The following is a 17,675-nucleotide window of genomic DNA, read 5'->3' on the forward strand; positions in this document are numbered from 1 at the left end:
GCCGGCCGGGCCGCGTCGGAGAGGTTTTCCCGGGGCGCGGGACCGGTGCGGCCGCCACGGGACGGCAGGTGAAACGTCACGCCGGCGGCCGCGGTCGTGCCCGCCGGGCGATCGGCGGAATCGGCCGGGGCTGGGCTGATCTACGCCGTAAAGGTGCGCTCACCTCTCATCGCACCAGGACCCGCGCGGGCCCTGGCTCGTCGGCCGGGATTGTCGGCGGGGATTGTCGGCGGGGCCCAGTAGTCTTTGGGTGTGGCGGATCCGGCAACCTATCGACCGGCGCCCGGATCGATCCCCGAGTCGCCAGGCGTCTATCGCTTCCGCGACCCGGGCGGCCGGGTGATCTACGTGGGCAAGGCGAAGAGCCTGCGGCAGCGGCTCAACTCGTACTTCGCGGACTTCGCCGGCCTGCACCCGCGGACGCAGACGATGCTCACGACCGCGGCGTCCGTGGACTGGACGGTGGTCGGCACCGAGGTCGAGGCGCTCCAGCTCGAATACTCCTGGATCAAGGAGTTCGACCCCCGGTTCAACGTCAAGTACCGCGACGACAAGTCGTACCCGTACCTGGCCGTGACGATGGGGGAGGACTTCCCCCGGGTGCAGGTGATGCGCGGGGCCAAGCGGAAGGGCACCCGCTACTTCGGCCCCTACTCGCACGCCTGGGCCATCCGGGAGACCGTCGACCTGCTGCTGCGCGTCTTCCCCGTGCGGACGTGCTCGGCCGGGGTCTTCAAGCGGGCGGGGCAGATCGGCCGCCCCTGCCTGCTGGGATACATCGACAAGTGCTCGGCGCCCTGCGTCGGCCGGGTCACCCCGGAGGAGCATCGCGCCCTCGCCGAGGACTTCTGCGACTTCATGGCCGGCAACACCGGGCGCTTCATCAAGCGGCTGGAGCGCGATATGCGCGACGCGGCGGCCGTGGAGGAGTACGAGCGGGCCGCGCGGCTGCGCGACGACATCCAGGCGCTGCAACGGGCCCTGGAGAAGCAGACGGTCGTGCTCGGCGACGGCACCGACTGCGACGTGATCGCCCTCGCGGAGGATCCGCTGGAGGCGGCGGTCCAGGTCTTCTACGTGCGCGGCGGCCGCATCCGCGGGCAGCGCGGCTGGGTGGTGGACAAGGTCGAGGAGGCCACCCCCGGCGAGCTGGTGGAGCAGTTCCTGCTCCAGATGTACGGCGAGGCCACGATTCCCCGTGAGATCCTCGTGCCGGCGCGGCCCCCGGACGAGACCGCGCTGATCGAGCTGCTGAGCGAGCAGCGGGGCTCCCGGGTCGACCTGCGCGTTCCCCAGCGCGGTGACAAGAAGAGCCTCATGGAGACGGTGGAGCGCAACGCCAAGGAGTCGCTCGCCCAGCACAAGCTGCGCCGCGCCAGCGACCTCACCACGCGCAGCCGGGCCCTGCAGGAGATCGCCGACGCCCTCGACCTCGACCAGGCGCCGCTGCGGATCGAGTGCTACGACGTGTCGCACATCCAGGGCGAGAACGTCGTGGCCTCGATGGTGGTCTTCGAGGACGGCCTGGTCCGCAAGAGCGAGTACCGCCGCTTCTCCATCAGGACTGCGGAAGGCGACGTCGCCTCGATATACGAGGTGATCTGCAGGCGGTTCAAGCGCTACCTGGAGGAGCGGGCGGAGACGGGCGAGCTGGACGCCGAGGCGGACGACGGGGCGGACCACGCGGGCGAGCGCGAAGCCGGGCACGGGGCCGGGACGCCGATCGACCCGGAGACCGGCCGTCCCCGCAAGTTCGCCTACCCTCCCAACCTCGTGGTGGTGGACGGCGGCCCGGCGCAGGCGGCGGCCGCCCAGCGCGCCCTGGACGAGCTCGGCATCGACGACGTCGCCGTGTGCGGCCTGGCCAAGCGGCTGGAGGAGGTGTGGCTGCCCGGCGACGACCAGCCCGTGATCCTGCCGCGCAGCAGCGAGGGGCTTTACCTGTTACAGCGCGTCCGTGACGAAGCGCACAGGTTCGCCATCACCTACCATCGGACGAAGAGGTCGAAATCGCTCAAAGAGAGCGCACTCGACCAGGTGCCGGGCCTGGGCCCGGCACGCCGTCAGGCCCTGCTGCGTCACTTCGGGTCGGTGAAGCGGCTGCGGGAGGCGAGCGCGGAGGAGATCCGCGAGGTCCCCGGCATCGGCCGCGCGACCGCCGAGGCCATCGTCGCGGCACTGCGCGGTGAGAGCCCGTCCCCGGCGGGGCAGGGGTCGTGAGGCGCCCGCGCGAGCACCGTGGCATGTCCCGGCCAGGGCGGGGACAGCAGGGAGGGCACCATGGGAGTTGCCCGGCGTGGCGGTGGCGCGATCAGGTGAAGAGGTGTCATGCTCCGGCACCAGAAGGTCCTCCCCGCGGGGCAGGCCAGGTCCCGGCGGCCCGGCGCGGGCGCCGGGCGCGGACGGGGCTGACGTTGGGCGAGATGACATGGGCGGCAAGGCGGTGAGCGGGCGATGAGCACGACTGAGCCGGCATTCGTGGTGATCACTGGAATGTCGGGGGCGGGGCGCAGCACCGCGGCGAAGTCTCTGGAGGACCTCGGCTGGTACGTGATCGACAACCTGCCGCCGGGGCTGCTGTCCTCGCTGGCCGAGGAGGCCGGCCGGGTGAACATGGCGACCGACCGCGTCGCGGCCGTGGTCGACGTGCGCAGCCTCGCCTTCACCACCGACCTCAACGCGGCGATCGAGGAGCTCGACGGGCGCGGCGTCGGCGTCCGGGTGGTGTTCCTGGAGGCCAGCGACGAGGAACTGGTCCGCAGGTTCGAGAACGTCCGGCGGCCCCACCCGCTGCAGGGCGACGGGCGGCTCGTCGACGGGATCGACCGTGAGCGCGGCATCCTGCGCGAGGTCCGCGCCAACGCCGACCTCGTCATCGACACGTCACTGCTGAACGTCCACGAGCTGCGCAAGAAGATCGTGTCGTTCTTCGGCGGCGAGGACCGGCCCGGGCTGAAGGTCAACGTGGTGTCCTTCGGCTACAAGTACGGCCTGCCGGTCGACGCCGACCTCGTCGTGGACTGCCGGTTCCTGCCCAACCCGCACTGGGTGCCGGAGCTGCGGCCCATGAACGGGCTCGACGCCCCCGTGCGCGACTACGTGCTCAACCAGCCGGGTGCCAAGGAGTTCCTCGACGGATACGAGGAGGTCCTCGGCGTCGTGGCCGCCGGATACACCCGCGAGGGCAAGGGCTACGCCACCCTCGCCGTGGGCTGCACCGGAGGCAAGCACCGCAGCGTCGCGATGGCGGAGCAGCTCGGCGCGCGCCTGCGCGAGCGCGGCATGGACGTCCAGGTCAGCCACCGGGACGTGGGCCGCGAGTGACGGCTTCCGGCCGCCGCGCGGTGGGGGCGGTCCCCTCAGGGCGTACGGTGGCGGGCACCGGCCCGTGACGGGTCCGGGCCCGCACCGCGGCCGCCGAGGGGCGCGCCCGGTGCCGCCGCGGTGACCGGAAGGGCGCGATCGATCAGCACGACGTGAGCGCCACGGCTCCGCAGAGCGGTGCTCGTGGCGCGGCGAGGAGGACGATGAAGGACCCCGCCGCGGAAGCCGCGGACCCCCCCGTCCCCCGACATTTCCCGAAATCCCCCAACCCCGGCAGACCGATGTTCCCCCAGCAGTCCGAGACCGCCGCGAGCGGTCCCAAGGTCGTCGCACTCGGCGGTGGCCACGGCCTCTACGCCTCCCTGTCGGCCCTCAGGACCGTCACCGACGACCTGACGGCCGTGGTGACGGTGGCCGACGACGGCGGCTCCAGCGGACGTCTCAGGCGCGAACTGGGGGTGCTGCCGCCCGGTGACCTGCGGATGGCGCTCGCGGCCCTGTGCGGCGACGACGAGTGGGGCAAGACCTGGAGCGAGGTCGTCCAGCACCGGTTCAGGAGCGAGGGCGAGCTGCACGGCCACGCCGTCGGCAACCTGCTCATCGTCGCGCTCTGGGAACTGCTGGACGATCCCGTCGTCGGCCTGGAATGGGTGGGCCGCCTGCTCGGCGCGCACGGCCGCGTGCTGCCCATGGCGTCCGTGCCGCTCGACATCCAGGCGCAGGTCGAGCTGGACGGGCTGATCACCACGGTGCGCGGGCAGGTCGCCTGCGCGCTGACGCCCGGGCGGGTTCGCTCCATCTCGCTGCTGCCGCCCGACCCGCCCGCCTGCCCCCAGGCGATCGAGGCGATCGAGGCGGCCGACTGGGTGGTGTTCGGGCCCGGCTCCTGGTTCACCAGCGTGCTGCCGCACCTCAAGGTGCCCGGGCTCGCCCGGGCGCTGCACGAGACGAGCGCCAGGCGGATGGTGATCCTCAACCTCGCGCCGCAGGCGGGGGAGACCGACGGATTCTCGCCCGAACGGCACCTGGAGGTGCTCAGGGAGCACGCCCCCGCGCTGCTCGTCGACGCCGTGGTCGCGGACGACGCGGTGGTCGCCGACCCGAGGGCGCTGGAGAAGGCGGCGGCGTCGATGGGCGGCCGGGTCGTTTTGGCCGATGTGGCCGCCTCTGACGGATCCGCCCGGCACGACGGACCACGTCTTGCCGCTGTCCTGGATGAGATTTTCCGCGAGAAGCGGTGATTGCGTGCGCACAAGGTGCGAGAGACTGGCGGGCAGAGTCTGTTTGGGGGAGGACACGCGCTGATGGCCATGACGGGTGTGGTGAAAGACGAGCTGAGCCGCCTTCCGGTGCTCAAGCCATGCTGCCGGAAGGCGGAGGTGTCCACGCTGCTGCGGTTCGCCAGCGGGCTGCACCTGGTGGGCGGGCGCATCGTGATCGAGGCCGAGCTCGACACCAACGCCACCGCCCGCAGGCTGATCAAGGACATCGGCGAGGTCTTCGGGCACAAGGCCGAGGTGCTGGTCCTCGCCCCCGCCGGGCTGCGCAAGGGCTCGCGCTACGTCGTGCGCGTCTACAAGGACGGCGAGGCGCTGGCCCGGCAGACCGGCCTGATCGACAACCACGGACGTCCCGTGCGGGGGCTGCCCCGGCAGGTCGTCTCCGGGGCGACCTGTGACGCCGAGGCGGCCTGGCGGGGCGCGTTCCTCGCGCACGGGTCCCTGACCGAGCCGGGCCGGTCGATGTCGCTGGAGGTGACCTGCCCCGGCCCCGAGGCCGCGCTGGCCCTGGTCGGCTCGGCCCGGCGGCTCAAGATCCACGCCAAGGCCCGCGAGGTGCGCGGCGTCGACCGCGTGGTGGTGCGCGACGGCGACGCGATCAGCGCGCTGCTGACCCGGCTCGGCGCCCACGACAGCGTGCTGGCCTGGGAGGAGCGGCGGATGCGCCGCGAGGTGCGGGCCACCGCCAACCGCCTGGCCAACTTCGACGACGCGAACCTGCGCAGGTCGGCCCGGGCGGCCGTGGCCGCGGGGGCGCGGGTGCAGCGGGCGCTGGAGATCCTCGGCGACGAGGCCCCCGAGCACCTCGTGATCGCCGGCCGGCTGCGGGTCGAGCACAAGCAGGCGTCCCTGGAGGAGCTCGGCCAGATCGCCGACCCGCCGCTGACCAAGGACGCCATCGCCGGGCGCATCCGGCGCCTGCTCGCCATGGCCGACAAGCGCGCCCAGGACCTCGGCATCGCCAACACCGAGGCCAACCTCACCGCCGACATGCTCGCTCAGTAGCGGTCCCTCTACCGGTTCCGTCCCCGGGCCCCGGAGACGGCGTCGCCGTGCCGTCCCAGGCGGCCGATCGCGGAGGGCGGCGGTCCCGCGGAACGGGGTGCGGCGGGGTCCGCGCCATGGGGAAAGGACCCGCTCACCGGCCTGTCCGGCCTGACACGCCGTCAAAGTGCGGCCCGGTGGTCTACACCAATTTGGGTCCGATAAGGTCTGTCATTGAGGTTTAACACAGCCCTGGCGCCGGTAGTCCGGCGCACGACGTACGAGGAGATCGGTTCCGTGAGCATCCGCGTAGGCGTCAACGGCTTCGGCCGTATCGGCCGCAACTTCTGGCGCGCTGTGGCGGCCAGCGGCAAGGACATCGAGGTCGTCGCCGTCAACGACCTCACCGACAACGCCACGCTGGCCCACCTGCTGAAGTACGACAGCATCCTGGGCCGCCTGCCGTACGAGGTCAAGGCCTCGGCGGACGAGATCACCGTTGACGGCAAGGCGATCAAGGCGTTCGCCGAGCGCGACCCCGCCAAGCTGCCCTGGGGCGACCTCGGCGTGGACGTCGTCGTCGAGTCGACCGGTCTGTTCACCGACGCCGCCAAGGCCAAGGTGCACGCCGACAACGGCGCGAAGAAGGTCATCATCTCCGCTCCGGCGAAGAACGAAGACGTGACGATCGTCATGGGCGTGAACCACGACAAGTACGACCCGGCGGCTCACACGATCATCTCGAACGCCTCCTGCACCACCAACTGCCTGGCCCCGATGGCCAAGGTCATCAACGACACCTTCGGTATCGAGAAGGGCCTGATGACCACCATCCACGCCTACACGCAGGACCAGAACCTGCAGGACGGCCCGCACAAGGACCTGCGCCGCGCCCGCGCCGCCGCGCTGAACATCGTCCCGACCTCCACCGGCGCCGCCAAGGCCATCGGCCTGGTCCTGCCGGAGCTGAAGGGCAAGCTCGACGGCTACGCGCTGCGTGTGCCGATCCCGACGGGCTCGGCCACCGACCTCACGGTCGAGGTCGGCCGTGAGACCACCGTCGAGGAGGTCAACGCCGCGCTCAAGGCCGCCGCCGAGGGCCCGCTCAAGGGCTTCCTCAGCTACACCGAGGACGAGATCGTCTCCAGCGACATCGTCACCGACCCGTCGTCCTGCATCTTCGACGCCGGCCTCACCAAGGTCATCGGCAACCAGGTCAAGGTCGTCGGCTGGTACGACAACGAGTGGGGCTACTCCAACCGCCTCGTGGACCTCATCGAGTACGTGGGCGCCTCCCTCTGATGATCGGAATCGACGAGCTCGACGTGAAGGGCCGGCGCGTGTTCGTGCGCGCCGACCTCAACGTCCCCCTCGACGGGGAGACGATCACCGACGACGGCCGCATCCGGGCGTCGGTGCCGACGATCAGGAAGCTGGTCGAGCGCGGCGCGAGGGTCGTCGTCGCCGCCCACCTCGGCCGCCCCAAGGGCTCGGTAACGCCGAAGTACTCGCTCGCCCCGGTCTCCCGGCGGCTGGCCGAGCTGCTCGGCGAGGACGTGGCCTTCGCCGCCGACGTGGTGGGCGAGTCCGCGCAGAGCGTGGTGGCGGGCCTGCAGGACGGGCAGGTCGCCCTCCTGGAGAACCTGCGCTTCGAGCCGGGCGAGGAGTCCAAGGACGACGCGGTCAGGGGCGAGTTCGCCGACAAGCTGGCCGCCCTCGCCGAGCTCTACGTCGGCGACGGCTTCGGCGCGGTGCACCGCAAGCACGCCAGCGTCTACGACCTGCCCAAGCGGCTGCCGCACGCGGCCGGCGACCTGGTCCTCGCCGAGGTCGAGGTGCTGCGCAAGCTCACCGAGGACCCGGCCAGGCCGTACGTCGTCGTGCTGGGCGGCGCGAAGGTCTCCGACAAGCTCGGTGTGATCGCGAACCTGCTGTCCAAGGTGGACCGCCTGCTCATCGGCGGCGGCATGGCCTACACCTTCCTCAAGGCCCAGGGCCACGAGGTGGGCAAGTCCCTGCTGCAGGAGGACCAGATCGACCAGGTGAAGGGATTCCTCGAGGAGGCGGCCTCCCGCGGCGTCGAGCTGGTGCTGCCTGTGGACGTGCTCGCCGCGACCGAGTTCGGCGCCGACGCGCCCCACGACGTCGTGGAGTCCACCGCGATCCCGGCCGACCGTGAGGGCCTGGACATCGGCCCCCGCACCCGGGAGCTGTTCGCCTCGAAGCTGGCCGACGCCCAGACGGTGTTCTGGAACGGCCCGATGGGCGTGTTCGAGTTCGAGGCGTTCTCCGGCGGCACCCGCGCGGTGGCCGAGGCGCTGGTGAGCTCCAAGGCGTTCACCGTGGTCGGCGGCGGCGACTCGGCGGCGGCCGTGCGCAAGCTCGGCCTGCCCGAAGACGGTTTCTCGCACATTTCCACCGGTGGTGGCGCGAGCCTCGAGTACCTCGAAGGCAAGACGCTGCCCGGACTCGCGGCGCTGGAGGAGTAGATGGCTCGCAAGCCGCTGTTCGCCGGCAACTGGAAGATGAACCTCAATCACCTCGAGGCCATCAACCTGGTGCAGAAGCTGGCGTTCACGTTGACCGACCGCGACTACGACAAGGCGGACGCGGCGGTCATCCCGCCGTTCACCGACCTGCGTAGCGTGCAGACGCTGGTGGACGCCGACAAGCTCCGCATCGCCTACGGCGCCCAGGACCTGTCGGCGCAGGACTCCGGGGCGTACACCGGGGAGATCTCCGGGGCGATGCTGGCCAAGCTCGGCTGCACCTACGTGCTCGTGGGGCACTCGGAGCGGCGGCAGTACCACGCCGAGGACGAGGCGCTGTGCAACGCCAAGGTCAAGGCCGCCTACCGGCACTCGCTGACGCCCATCCTGTGCGTGGGCGAGGGGCTGCCGGTGCGCCAGGAGGGCCGCCACGTGGAGCACACGCTGGCGCAGCTCGACGGCGCGCTGGAGGGCGTCCCCGCCGAGCAGGTGAAGTCCATCGTGATCGCGTACGAGCCGGTCTGGGCGATCGGCACCGGCGAGGTCGCCACGCCGAAGGACGCCCAGGAGGTCTGCGGCGCCATCAGGACGCGACTCGCCGAGCTCTACGGTGACGAAGTGGCCTCTGTTGTCCGTATCCTTTACGGTGGCTCGGTGAAGTCGGACAACGTCGCCGGCATCATGGCGGAGGCCGACATCGACGGCGCCCTCGTGGGAGGGGCCAGCCTCGACGCGGGGGAATTCGCCAAGATCTGCCGATTCGGCGAGACCTCCGGCTAGCTGAGCCGTTTGGGGGGTGCGACTTGACAACAGGTCGTACCCTCAAGGGACACAATTGAATCGTCACGCCGATGGCATCGTGCACAACGCGTCGTGCACGTCCGGACATAGGAACAGGTCTACGGTGACAATCGGAATCTCCATCGCCCTCATCCTGTCGAGCGCTCTGATGGTGCTGCTCGTCCTGCTCCACAAGGGCAAGGGCGGCGGTCTGTCGGACCTGTTCGGAGGCGGGTTCACCTCGTCCTTCGGTGGTTCGTCGGTGGTGGAGCGCAACCTGGACCGCCTGACCATCATCACGGGCATCGTCTGGTTCGTCTGCATCATCGCGCTGGGCCTGCTGCTCAAGCCGTAGCGGACGGCCTCCGGCCACGCGTGACAGAGATTCACCTCCCCCCGTCCGCGGGGCGATCGAGCAAGGAGTTCTTCGGTGGGTAGTGGCAACGCGATCCGTGGCAGCCGAGTCGGCGCTGGCCCCATGGGAGAGGCCGAACGCGGCGAGGCCGCCCCCCGTGTGCGGGTCTCGTTCTGGTGCGCGAACATGCACGAGACACGCCCGAGCTTCGCCAGCGACGCGGCCGTCCCCGAGTTCTGGGACTGCCCGCGGTGCGGACTGCCGGCCGGGCAGGACCAGTCGAACCCGCCCGCTCCGCCGAAGAACGAGCCGTACAAGACGCACCTCGCGTACGTGAAGGAGCGCCGTAGCGACAAGGACGGCGCGCAGATCCTCGCCGAGGCGCTGGAGCGGCTGCGCTCCTCCTCCCGCCCGATCTACTGATCCGGACGCCCGGTTCACCGATCTGGACAACTGTGCAGGCCCTTCCCGCTCAGGCGGGGAGGGCCTTCATGTATGCGCAGGCTCCTGGCCGGCGGAGCGGTACACGGCCGTGGCGATGTGGGCGAACGAGCGGATCAGCGGGTTGGCGTCGGCGCTGTTCCAGGCCAGGACGAGGCGGCTGGGCGGCATGTCGGCCAGTGGCACCGACGTGAGCCCCTCGGGCAGCGCGTGGGCCGCCGGCGCCAGCCCGACCGTGCCGTTCCACAGAACGGCCTGCAGGCACTCGTGGACGGTACGCACCACCGGGCCGTCCCTGAGCTCGCCGCCGGGCGCGGTGGCGTTCCAGTAGGCGCGCCAGACGGGATCGGTGCCGTCGGGCAGCCGGAACCACGGGCGGCCGGCGAGGTCGCTCAGCCGCAGGGTCGCGCGGCGGGCGAGCGGATCGTCGGCCCGCAGGACCACTCCCATGGGGTCGGAGCGCAGCAGGCGGGTGGTGATCCCGGTGTCCTCGAACGGCTCCCTGGTGAGGGCGACGTCGACGAGGCCGGCCCGAAGGCCCGTGGTCGGGTCGCTGAAGTCGGCTTCGCGGACGCGGACCTGGACCTCCGGATGACGCCGGCGGAAGGTCGCGGCGAGCCGGGCTCCGGCCTGCTCGGCGCTGTCCGCGAGGGTGCCGATGGTCAGGGTGGCGGCGCCGGCCGCGGCGGCGACCCGGGCGCGCACTCGCTCGGCCTGCTCCAGCAGCGCGCGTGCCTCGTCGTACAGCGCGGCCCCGGCGGCGGTGAGCGTGACGCCGGTGGGCGACCGGAGCAGCAGGAGGGTGCCGAGATCGGCCTCCAGCTGCCGGACGGCACGGCTCAGCGGCGGCTGGGTCATGTGCAGGCGCGCGGCGGCGCGCCCGAAGTGGCGCTCCTCGGCGACCGCCACGAAGTAGCGCAGCGAGCGTAGATCCATCACCGGCGACGATACCGGCACGGTATCGGGCGTGCGCAACCGGTGTTGGACGCGGCAGAGCATCCGGTAATGGACTGGAGCAGCCCGATTGTCAGGCTCTCTCCGAGAAGTGGATGCCATGTCTGAATACGTGCTGCCCGAGCCCGTCGTGCGGATCGAGGAGGTGCGGGAGCTCGCCCGGGACCTGGTGGTGATCCCCAATCGCCGGGTGCAGCTGGTGCCCAACATCGGCCTCATCGGCGGCACGCATTCCGTGCTGGTCGTCGAGACCGGAATGGGCCCGGGGAACGCCGAGACCGTGCTCGCGTTCGCGACGGAGTACGCGGCGGGCCGCAGGCTGTACCTGACCACGACGCATTTCCATCCGGAGCACGCGTTCGGGGCGCAGGTGTTCGCCGGGGAGGCGACGTTCCTGGTCAACCGGGCGCAAGCAGAGGACCTGACCGCGAAGGGCGCCGCCTACCTCGACATGTTCCGGGGTCTCGGCGAGCCGGTCGCCCGGCAGCTGGAGGGCGTCGAGATCGCCACTCCGGACGTCGTCTACGACGACGCGTACGACCTCGACCTGGGCGGCCGGGTGGTGCGGCTGCGGGCCGCCGGCCGGGCGCACAGCAGGGGCGACCAGGTGATCACGGTCCCCGACGCCGGGGTGATGTTCACCGGCGATCTCGTGGAGGCCGGGCAGTTCGCCATCTTCCCGTGGTTCCCGCCGTACGACACCGACGTGTCCGGCACCCGCTGGATCAGCGTGATGCGGCGGCTGGCCGACGCGTCGCCGCGGGTGGTGGTGCCCGGCCACGGCGACGTCGGCGGCCCGCAGCTGCTCGCCGACGTCCGCGACTACCTCGAACTGCTGCGCGACGAGACCTGGGCGCGCCGGGACTCGGCCGTGGGCGAGCAGACGATCGTCGAGGAGGTCAGGGCGCTCATGATCGAGCGGCACCCGGAGTGGGCCGGCCGGGAATGGATCGAGAAGGGTGTCGGCTGCCTGTGCGCCGAGCACCCCGCATGACGCGGGCGGCGGCGCCGTAGGCGCCGCCCCGGTCACCCGCCGTGCACCGGCTCGCCGTCGAGGAACGTCATGACGACCTTGGCGGTCCAGATGTCCTTCGGGTCGAGCGTGAAGGGGTCGCGGTCGAGGACGACGAGGTCGGCCGGGCGGCCCTTCTCGATCACCCCGGCGGGGGAGCGGTTGATCCAGGCCGAGCCCTCGGTGTAGGCCGTCATGATCGTCCGCAGGTCGAGGCTCTGCTCGGGCAGGAACGGCGTCTGGGCCGTGGGGTACGTCGCGTGCACGGAGCCGCCCGGCTCGGTGCGGTTGACCGCCACGTGCATGGCCTCCAAGGGGTTGGCCGAGGAGACCGGCCAGTCCGAGCCCCCGGCGAAGCGGGTGCCGTGCCCTACGAGGTCGGCGAAGGGGTACTGCCAGGAGGCGCGCTCCTCGCCGAGGTAGGGGATGCACAGCTCGTCCATCTGCAGGTGGTGGGTGGCCCACAGCGCCTGCAGGTTGGCCGTCACACCGAGCTCGGCGAAGCGCGGCACGTCCTGCGGCGTGATGATCTGCACGTGCGCGATGTGGTGCCGGTTGTCGGGATCGGTGCCGGTCAGCGCGTCGAGCGCCTCGCGCACGGCCCGCTCGCCGATGGCGTGGAAGTGCACCTGGAAGCCCAGGGCGTCGAGCTCCTTGACGTACCCGTCGAGCAGCGCCGGGTCGACGTACGACAGGCCGGTGCCGCCGCAGCGGCAGTAGGGCTCGATGACGGCGGCGGTGAAGTTCTCCGGGATGCCGTCCTGCATGATCTTCACCGACGTCGCCCGGAAGCGGTCCAGGCCCTTGGCCGTCGCGCGCCGCTCGACCAGCTCGGGGATCTGCTCGGCGCCGCGGGTGCGGTCCCACCACAGGGCGCCGACGACCCGCGCCCGCAGGCGTCCCGAGGAGGCGGCGGACAGATAGGCGGGCAGCTGGTCGTCCGACCCGGCGTACGACCCGACGATGGCGTCCTGCCAGCCGGTGACGCCCAGCGAGAACAGGTGGGACTGCGCGTCCATCAGGGCGGCGTCGACGTCGGCCGGGGTGGGGCGCGGGGTGAGCAGGCCGACGAGGTCCATCGCGCCCTCGTGCAGCACACCGCTCGGTGTGCCGTCCGGGTCGCGCTCGATGCGGCCGTCCGCGGGATCGGGGGTGTCCTTCGTGATCCCGGCGACCTCCAGGGCCCGCGTGTTGACCCAGGCGGCGTGGTGGTCGCGCTGCACGAAGTACGCGGGGCGGTCGAGGAAGTCGAGCTGCGACCGGTGGGGGAGACCGCCGGGGAAGGCCGACATGTCCCAGCCGCCGCCGTCGATCCACTCCCTGCCCGGATTGTTCGCCGCATAGCCGGCGATCAGCGTGGTGTAGGCGTCGAGGCCGTACACCTCCGACAGGTCGCACTTGGCCCGCTCCAGCCCGGCCTGCACCGGGTGGACGTGGGCGTCGGTGAATCCCGGCGTCAGCAGGCCGCCGCCGAGGTCCACCGGCTCGGCGCCCGGCGCCAGCCGTACGAGGTCGGCCTCGGGACCGACGGCGGCGATGACGCCGTCACGGACGAGGACCGCCTCGGCGAAGCCGCCGGGGACGAAGACGCGGCCGCCGCGGAACAAGATGGTGGAGCTCAAGGGTGTCGTGTCCTTTTTCGAGATGTACGGGCGTCTCGCGACCAACGCGAGATCACGGAGGGCTAGTGGCCGGTGATCCTGTCGGCGATCCTGGCCAGTACGGACGTCCTGGCCATGCCCCTGCCCTCTCGGGCGTCGGCCAGGCGGTAGAGACGGTACATCGAGTGGACGCCGAACCAGCGCAGCGGCTCCGGCTCCCAGGCGCGCACCCGCCGGTCCACCCACGGCATGCGGGTCAGGTCGGTGTCACGGCGCAGCACCAGGTCGCGCAGCGTGCGCCCGGCGAGGTTCGTGGTGGTCACACCGTGACCCGTGTAGCCGCCCGCCCAGCCGAGGCCGGTCGCGGGGTCCACGTGGACGGCCGAGCACCAGTCGCGCGGCACGCCGAGCACCCCCGACCAGGCGTGCTCCACCCGCGACCCGGCGACGGCGGGGAAGAAGGCGACCAGCAGGTCCCACAGGGCGTCCACGGTCCAGGCGTGCGTGTGCCCCCGCTCGTCGACCCTCGACCCGTACAGGTACGGCCTGCCGCGGCCGCCGAAGGCGATGCGGTCGTCGGCCGTCCGCTGGGCGTACATGTAGTAGTGCGCCATGTCGCCGAGCAGCTCGCGGCCCTGCCAGCCGATCTCCGCCCAGACCTGCTCGGGCAGCGGCGCGGTGACGATCAGGGAACTGTTCATCGGCAGCCAGTCGCGGTGGTGGCCGGCGATGGTCGCGGTGAACCCCTCGGTGCAGCGCAGGACGTGGTCCGCCGTCACCGTCCCGTACGGCGTGACCGCCCGGCCGGGTGCGATCTCGGTGACCGGCGTCCGCTCGTAGATCTCGACACCGAGGTCCCGTACGACCCGCGCGAGGCCGCGGACGAGCTTGGCCGGCTGGATCCTGGCGCAGTGCGGGCTCCAGGTGGCCCCCGTCGCGCCCGCCACCCGCAGCCGGTCGTTCATCTCGCCGGTGCTCAGCAGCCGGACGTCGTCGCGGTCCCAGCCCCACTCGCGCTGCGCCGTCAGTTCCTCGCGCAACCGCAGCGCCTGCGCCGGGCCCCGGGCGACCGTGAGCAGGCCGCCCTTGACGATGTCGGCGTCGATGCTTTCCTCGCGGGCGACGCGGATGACCTCGTCCACGGCCTCGAACATCGCGTGCTGCAACCGCCGGGCCGCGTCCCGGCCGTGGGTCTTCGCGTACCGCTCGGGCGAGCCGGCCAGCGCGCCGGTCAGCCAGCCGCCGTTGCGCCCGGAAGCGCCGAACCCGGCGAACTCCTTCTCCAGCACGACGACCCGCAGCGACGGGTCGGCCTTCTTCAGGTAATAGGCGGTCCACAGCCCCGTGTAGCCCGCGCCGACCACGGCCACGTCGGCCCGCAGGTCGCCGCCCAGCGGTTCTCCGGGCTCGGGGACGCCGAGCGACCGATACCAGAAGGACACCTCGCCGTTGACGAAACCGGGGGACAGGGGAGCGGTCATGGTGCACATCCTGCTATATCCGTGCTCATCTCGCTATTCGGCGACGGATGTCGTGGAGATCCGATGGAACGCATGCGGATAACCGTAGTCGTAACGTGGCGCATCGACAGGAAACGATCGGCTCACCGCTGTGTAGCAAAGGTGTAACAGCACTCCGCCACCCTGAAGACCAGCGCAACGGAGGGAGCGGATACCGATGGGGTTCTTCCGGATTCGTACGACCGTGGACGAGCGGCCGGGGCGGCTGGCGTCCCTGGCCACGGCTCTGGCCGACAGGGGCGGCAACATCCTGGGCCTGTCGGTGCAGCCCGACACGGACGGCACGGTCGACGAGTTCGTCACCGACATCCCCGCCTCCCCCGAGGCCGTACGCGAGGCGCTGGAGGCGGCCGGCGGGAGACGGGTGCGGATCGTCCCCGCCACGGCGCACGAGCTGACCGACGAGCCGACGCGGACGCTGCTGCTCGCCGCCCGGCTGCGCTCGGCTCCCTGGCGCCTGCCGGAGATCCTGGGCGAGCTGCTGCGCGCGGACGACGCCCGCTGGGTGTACGGCGCCACCGCCGTGCGCCCGCGGACCGAGGACGGCGAGCGGGACGAGGGGGAGGCGCCGGAGCTGCCCGACCCGACTCTCCTGGTGGTGCCCGTGGCGCCGCGGCGGTCGATCCGGCTGCGCCGCTCAGGCCTTCCGTTCACCCTGACCGAGGCGGCCCGCGCCGCCGCGATGGTGAGGCTGGCGCAGCCGCCGGCCGAGCCGTCCGCGGCCGAGGGGCCGGTGCGGCTCGCCGACGGCGCGGAGGTGCAGGTCAAGCCGTTGACCTCGCTCTATCGCGAGGCGCTGCGCGACCTGCACGAGCGCTGCTCGCCGGAGACGCGCAGGTTCCGCTACTTCACCGCCAACCCCACCCTGCCGCCCCACATGTTCGACCGGCTGTGCGACCGGGCCCGCGGGCAGTCGCTCGTCGCGGGCCACGACGGCCAGGTCGTCGGACTCGCCTCGTTGATGTTCACCGCGGACCCGGGCACAGCGGAGATCGCCTTCCTCGTGGAGGACCGCTGGCAGGGCCGAGGGCTCGGCACCCACCTGGCCCGCATGCTGCTGGCACAGGCCAGGGACCTCGGCTTCGCCGAGGTGCGGGCGACCCTCCTATACGACAACACGCGCATGCGCAGGCTGCTCGGCTCCCTCGGCGCGACGCTCACCTACACCGAGGACCCCGGTGTGATGGAGGCGCGGCTCGCCGTGGGCGTGATGGCGACGGCATCCCCGAGCTGACGTCCTCACGGGTGGTCCTCCTGGTCCGGTGTAGCTCAGGGCACCGGACCAGGACGGGTCGCCGCAGGCGCGCGCCGTCACTCGGTGATGCACCACTCGACGAACTCCCGCGCCTGCTTGTCGTGCCACACAGCGATGGCGGGGGCGCTGTCCTGGAAGCCGGCCAGCGCGTCGAGGAGCAGCTCCGACCGCAGAGGGACGATCAACAGGGCGTGCCGCTTGTCCACGGACCGCACGGACGAGGCCAACGGCAGCGAGAAGAACCAGATCCCCGGCGTGTTGTCGTATCCGGTGTAACTGAGGATCGGGACGCCGATGGGCGGAGCGTTGAGCGTCGGCCCGGTGGGGCGCCCGAATACGAGATCGCTTCCTGCGGTGGCCGTCCCGGGGTTGGTGGAGTGGACGTCATCGTTTCGACAGACCACGCGTCGTCCGGTGAGTACGGCTGCCAGAGCCGGAACACGGGCGCGCCGCCGACCTCCAGCGTGTGCAGCTGTCCGGTCTTCCGTAGCCGGTATGCGGCGCCTTCGCCACGTATCACCAGGCGTGCCAGGTGGGAGTCACGGCAGAGAACACGACCGACCGGTCCGTCATGTCGAACGACAATATGGGCCCCGAGTATCGCTCGCACCTGTGATTCTCGGGACGGCGCATCGTCGCTTGAGGCGGCTCAGCCACGCCACCCGGCCTGCCGGGACGTCTGAGAGCGGAGGGACGATCCGCGATGTGGCGACGGCGGTCGACCGTTCAGGAGATCTCGCCGGTGCCGGTGGAACGCCGCCGCGAACTCATGTACAGGTGGTCTGTGGACTTCGACGAGGCGGCCGACCGGCTCTACGGCATGGTGCCCGAGGAGTTCACGTCGGCTCGCGACGCGCTGGCGAAGGAAGTGAAGGCGGCAGGGGACGCCGTGCTGGCCAAGCGGATCAAAGGGCTGCGCAAGCCCACCGTCGTCGCCTGGGCCGTGAACCGGACGGCCCGGGAGCGCGGGGACGAACTCGGCCGGCTGCTCGACCTCGGCCGGCGGCTGCGGGAGGCCTGGCGGGCCCAGGACGCCGACGCCCTGGCCGAGGCCGGCCGCGACAGGACCCCGCTCATCGCCCGTCTCGTCCGGTCCGTCCGCGAGGAGGCCGAGGCGGCCGGACATCCGCTGGCCCCCGCGGCCGACCTGGAGATCGAGCAGACCCTCGACGCCGCCGTGGTGGACGAGGACGCGGCCGAGCGGGTGCGCCGGGGGACGCTGACCCGTCCCCTGAGCTACAGCGGATTCACCCCCGCCCCCGTCGTACGGCCCGCTCCGGAGCCGGCCGCGCGTGCGGTGCGGAAACCCGCGAGAACCGCCGAGAAACCCGAGCGCCGCGACGGTGAGGAGGAACGGCGGGAACGCGAACGGCGCGAGGCCGAGCAAAGGGAGGCCGAGCGCCGTCGCCGGATCGAGAACCTCGAGACCGCGCTCGCCGACGCCGAACGAGCCGCGACCGAGGCGGAGCGGGGCCGGGCCGACTGGGAGGCCGAGCGGGCCGAGGCCGCACGCGAGCACGAGCGGCGCACGGCCAAGGTCGAGACGCTCGCGGCCAAGCTGGCCAAGGCGAAGGACAAGCTGAATGCGGCCGAACACCGGCTGGAGGTCGCCCGCCGGGAGGAGACGAACGCCGAACGCGCCGCCCGCTCGGCCCGCGTACGCGCGGACGAGGCCCGCGA

16 protein-coding genes are annotated in these 17,675 nt (G+C 71.7%); 12 read left to right on the forward strand and 4 right to left on the reverse strand.

Annotated elements, in window-relative coordinates; genetic code table 11:
- The first annotated feature begins 252 nt into the window (after positions 1–252).
- The 9 genes from uvrC to AB0J39_RS29410 all read left to right on the forward strand — a co-directional run bounded on the left by uvrC (position 253) and on the right by AB0J39_RS29410 (position 9,635).
- Positions 253–2,220 carry an excinuclease ABC subunit UvrC gene (gene uvrC / locus AB0J39_RS29370; protein ID WP_363470441.1) on the forward strand — a complete coding sequence of 656 codons (1,968 nt, stop codon included), beginning with the start codon at positions 253–255 and terminating at the stop codon, positions 2,218–2,220.
- 234 nt (positions 2,221–2,454) lie between these two features.
- Positions 2,455–3,324, forward strand: a complete 870-nt coding sequence (gene rapZ / locus AB0J39_RS29375; RefSeq protein ID WP_363470444.1) for an RNase adapter RapZ — start codon at positions 2,455–2,457, stop codon at positions 3,322–3,324.
- Positions 3,325–3,605: 281 nt separating this feature from the next.
- Complete coding sequence (yvcK, locus tag AB0J39_RS29380; RefSeq protein WP_363470447.1) at positions 3,606–4,565, forward strand: uridine diphosphate-N-acetylglucosamine-binding protein YvcK; 960 nt, start codon at positions 3,606–3,608, stop codon at positions 4,563–4,565.
- A gap of 63 nt (positions 4,566–4,628) precedes the next feature.
- Positions 4,629–5,609 carry a DNA-binding protein WhiA gene (whiA, locus tag AB0J39_RS29385; protein WP_030507327.1) on the forward strand — a complete coding sequence of 327 codons (981 nt, stop codon included), beginning with the start codon at positions 4,629–4,631 and terminating at the stop codon, positions 5,607–5,609.
- 276 nt (positions 5,610–5,885) lie between these two features.
- Positions 5,886–6,890, forward strand: a complete 1,005-nt coding sequence (gap, locus tag AB0J39_RS29390; RefSeq protein WP_363470450.1) for a type I glyceraldehyde-3-phosphate dehydrogenase — start codon at positions 5,886–5,888, stop codon at positions 6,888–6,890.
- Positions 6,890–8,077 carry a phosphoglycerate kinase gene (locus AB0J39_RS29395; protein WP_363470452.1) on the forward strand — a complete coding sequence of 396 codons (1,188 nt, stop codon included), beginning with the start codon at positions 6,890–6,892 and terminating at the stop codon, positions 8,075–8,077. Before gap ends, AB0J39_RS29395 begins: the two co-directional genes overlap by 1 nt.
- Positions 8,078–8,857, forward strand: a complete 780-nt coding sequence (gene tpiA, locus AB0J39_RS29400) for a triose-phosphate isomerase (protein ID WP_363470455.1) — start codon at positions 8,078–8,080, stop codon at positions 8,855–8,857.
- 124 nt (positions 8,858–8,981) lie between these two features.
- Positions 8,982–9,212, forward strand: coding sequence for a preprotein translocase subunit SecG (gene secG / locus AB0J39_RS29405; RefSeq protein ID WP_142559501.1), 231 nt, complete (start codon positions 8,982–8,984; stop codon positions 9,210–9,212).
- 75 nt (positions 9,213–9,287) lie between these two features.
- Positions 9,288–9,635 carry an RNA polymerase-binding protein RbpA gene (locus AB0J39_RS29410; RefSeq protein ID WP_079319880.1) on the forward strand — a complete coding sequence of 116 codons (348 nt, stop codon included), beginning with the start codon at positions 9,288–9,290 and terminating at the stop codon, positions 9,633–9,635.
- 66 nt (positions 9,636–9,701) lie between these two features.
- Here the strand turns inward: AB0J39_RS29410 and AB0J39_RS29415 are convergent, their stop codons facing one another.
- Entirely contained in the window at positions 9,702–10,589 is an 888-nt protein-coding gene (locus tag AB0J39_RS29415; protein ID WP_363470459.1) for a LysR family transcriptional regulator, read from the reverse strand.
- 118 nt (positions 10,590–10,707) lie between these two features.
- Here AB0J39_RS29415 and AB0J39_RS29420 point away from each other — a divergent pair, with 118 nt between their 5' ends.
- Positions 10,708–11,601: an MBL fold metallo-hydrolase gene (locus tag AB0J39_RS29420; protein ID WP_363470461.1), complete on the forward strand. Its 894-nt coding sequence runs from the start codon at positions 10,708–10,710 to the stop codon at positions 11,599–11,601.
- Positions 11,602–11,633: 32 nt separating this feature from the next.
- On the opposite strand, the gene AB0J39_RS29425 is transcribed toward AB0J39_RS29420, so the two are convergent.
- Both AB0J39_RS29425 and AB0J39_RS29430 read right to left on the reverse strand, forming a co-directional pair.
- Complete coding sequence (locus AB0J39_RS29425; protein WP_363470464.1) at positions 11,634–13,241, reverse strand: amidohydrolase; 1,608 nt, start codon at positions 13,239–13,241, stop codon at positions 11,634–11,636.
- Between the two features lie 62 nt (positions 13,242–13,303).
- Positions 13,304–14,701 (reverse strand): FAD-binding oxidoreductase, encoded by a 1,398-nt coding sequence (locus tag AB0J39_RS29430; protein WP_363470466.1) that lies wholly within the window; start codon positions 14,699–14,701, stop codon positions 13,304–13,306.
- Positions 14,702–14,897: 196 nt separating this feature from the next.
- On the opposite strand from AB0J39_RS29430, the gene AB0J39_RS29435 reads away from it, so the two are divergent.
- Positions 14,898–15,974, forward strand: coding sequence for a GNAT family N-acetyltransferase (locus tag AB0J39_RS29435; RefSeq protein WP_363470469.1), 1,077 nt, complete (start codon positions 14,898–14,900; stop codon positions 15,972–15,974).
- A 77-nt stretch (positions 15,975–16,051) separates the two neighbouring features.
- Here AB0J39_RS29435 and AB0J39_RS29440 read toward each other — a convergent pair whose 3' ends face one another.
- On the reverse strand, positions 16,052–16,399 hold the full coding sequence (locus tag AB0J39_RS29440) for a hypothetical protein (RefSeq protein ID WP_363470471.1): 348 nt from the start codon (positions 16,397–16,399) through the stop codon (positions 16,052–16,054).
- 380 nt (positions 16,400–16,779) lie between these two features.
- Here AB0J39_RS29440 and AB0J39_RS29445 point away from each other — a divergent pair.
- Positions 16,780–17,675, forward strand: an 896-nt coding sequence (locus tag AB0J39_RS29445; protein ID WP_363470474.1) for a hypothetical protein, incomplete at its 3' end; no start/stop codon positions are given.

The organism is Microbispora sp. NPDC049633 (assembly GCF_040675265.1).
Taxonomy (GTDB): domain Bacteria; phylum Actinomycetota; class Actinomycetes; order Streptosporangiales; family Streptosporangiaceae; genus Microbispora; species Microbispora maris.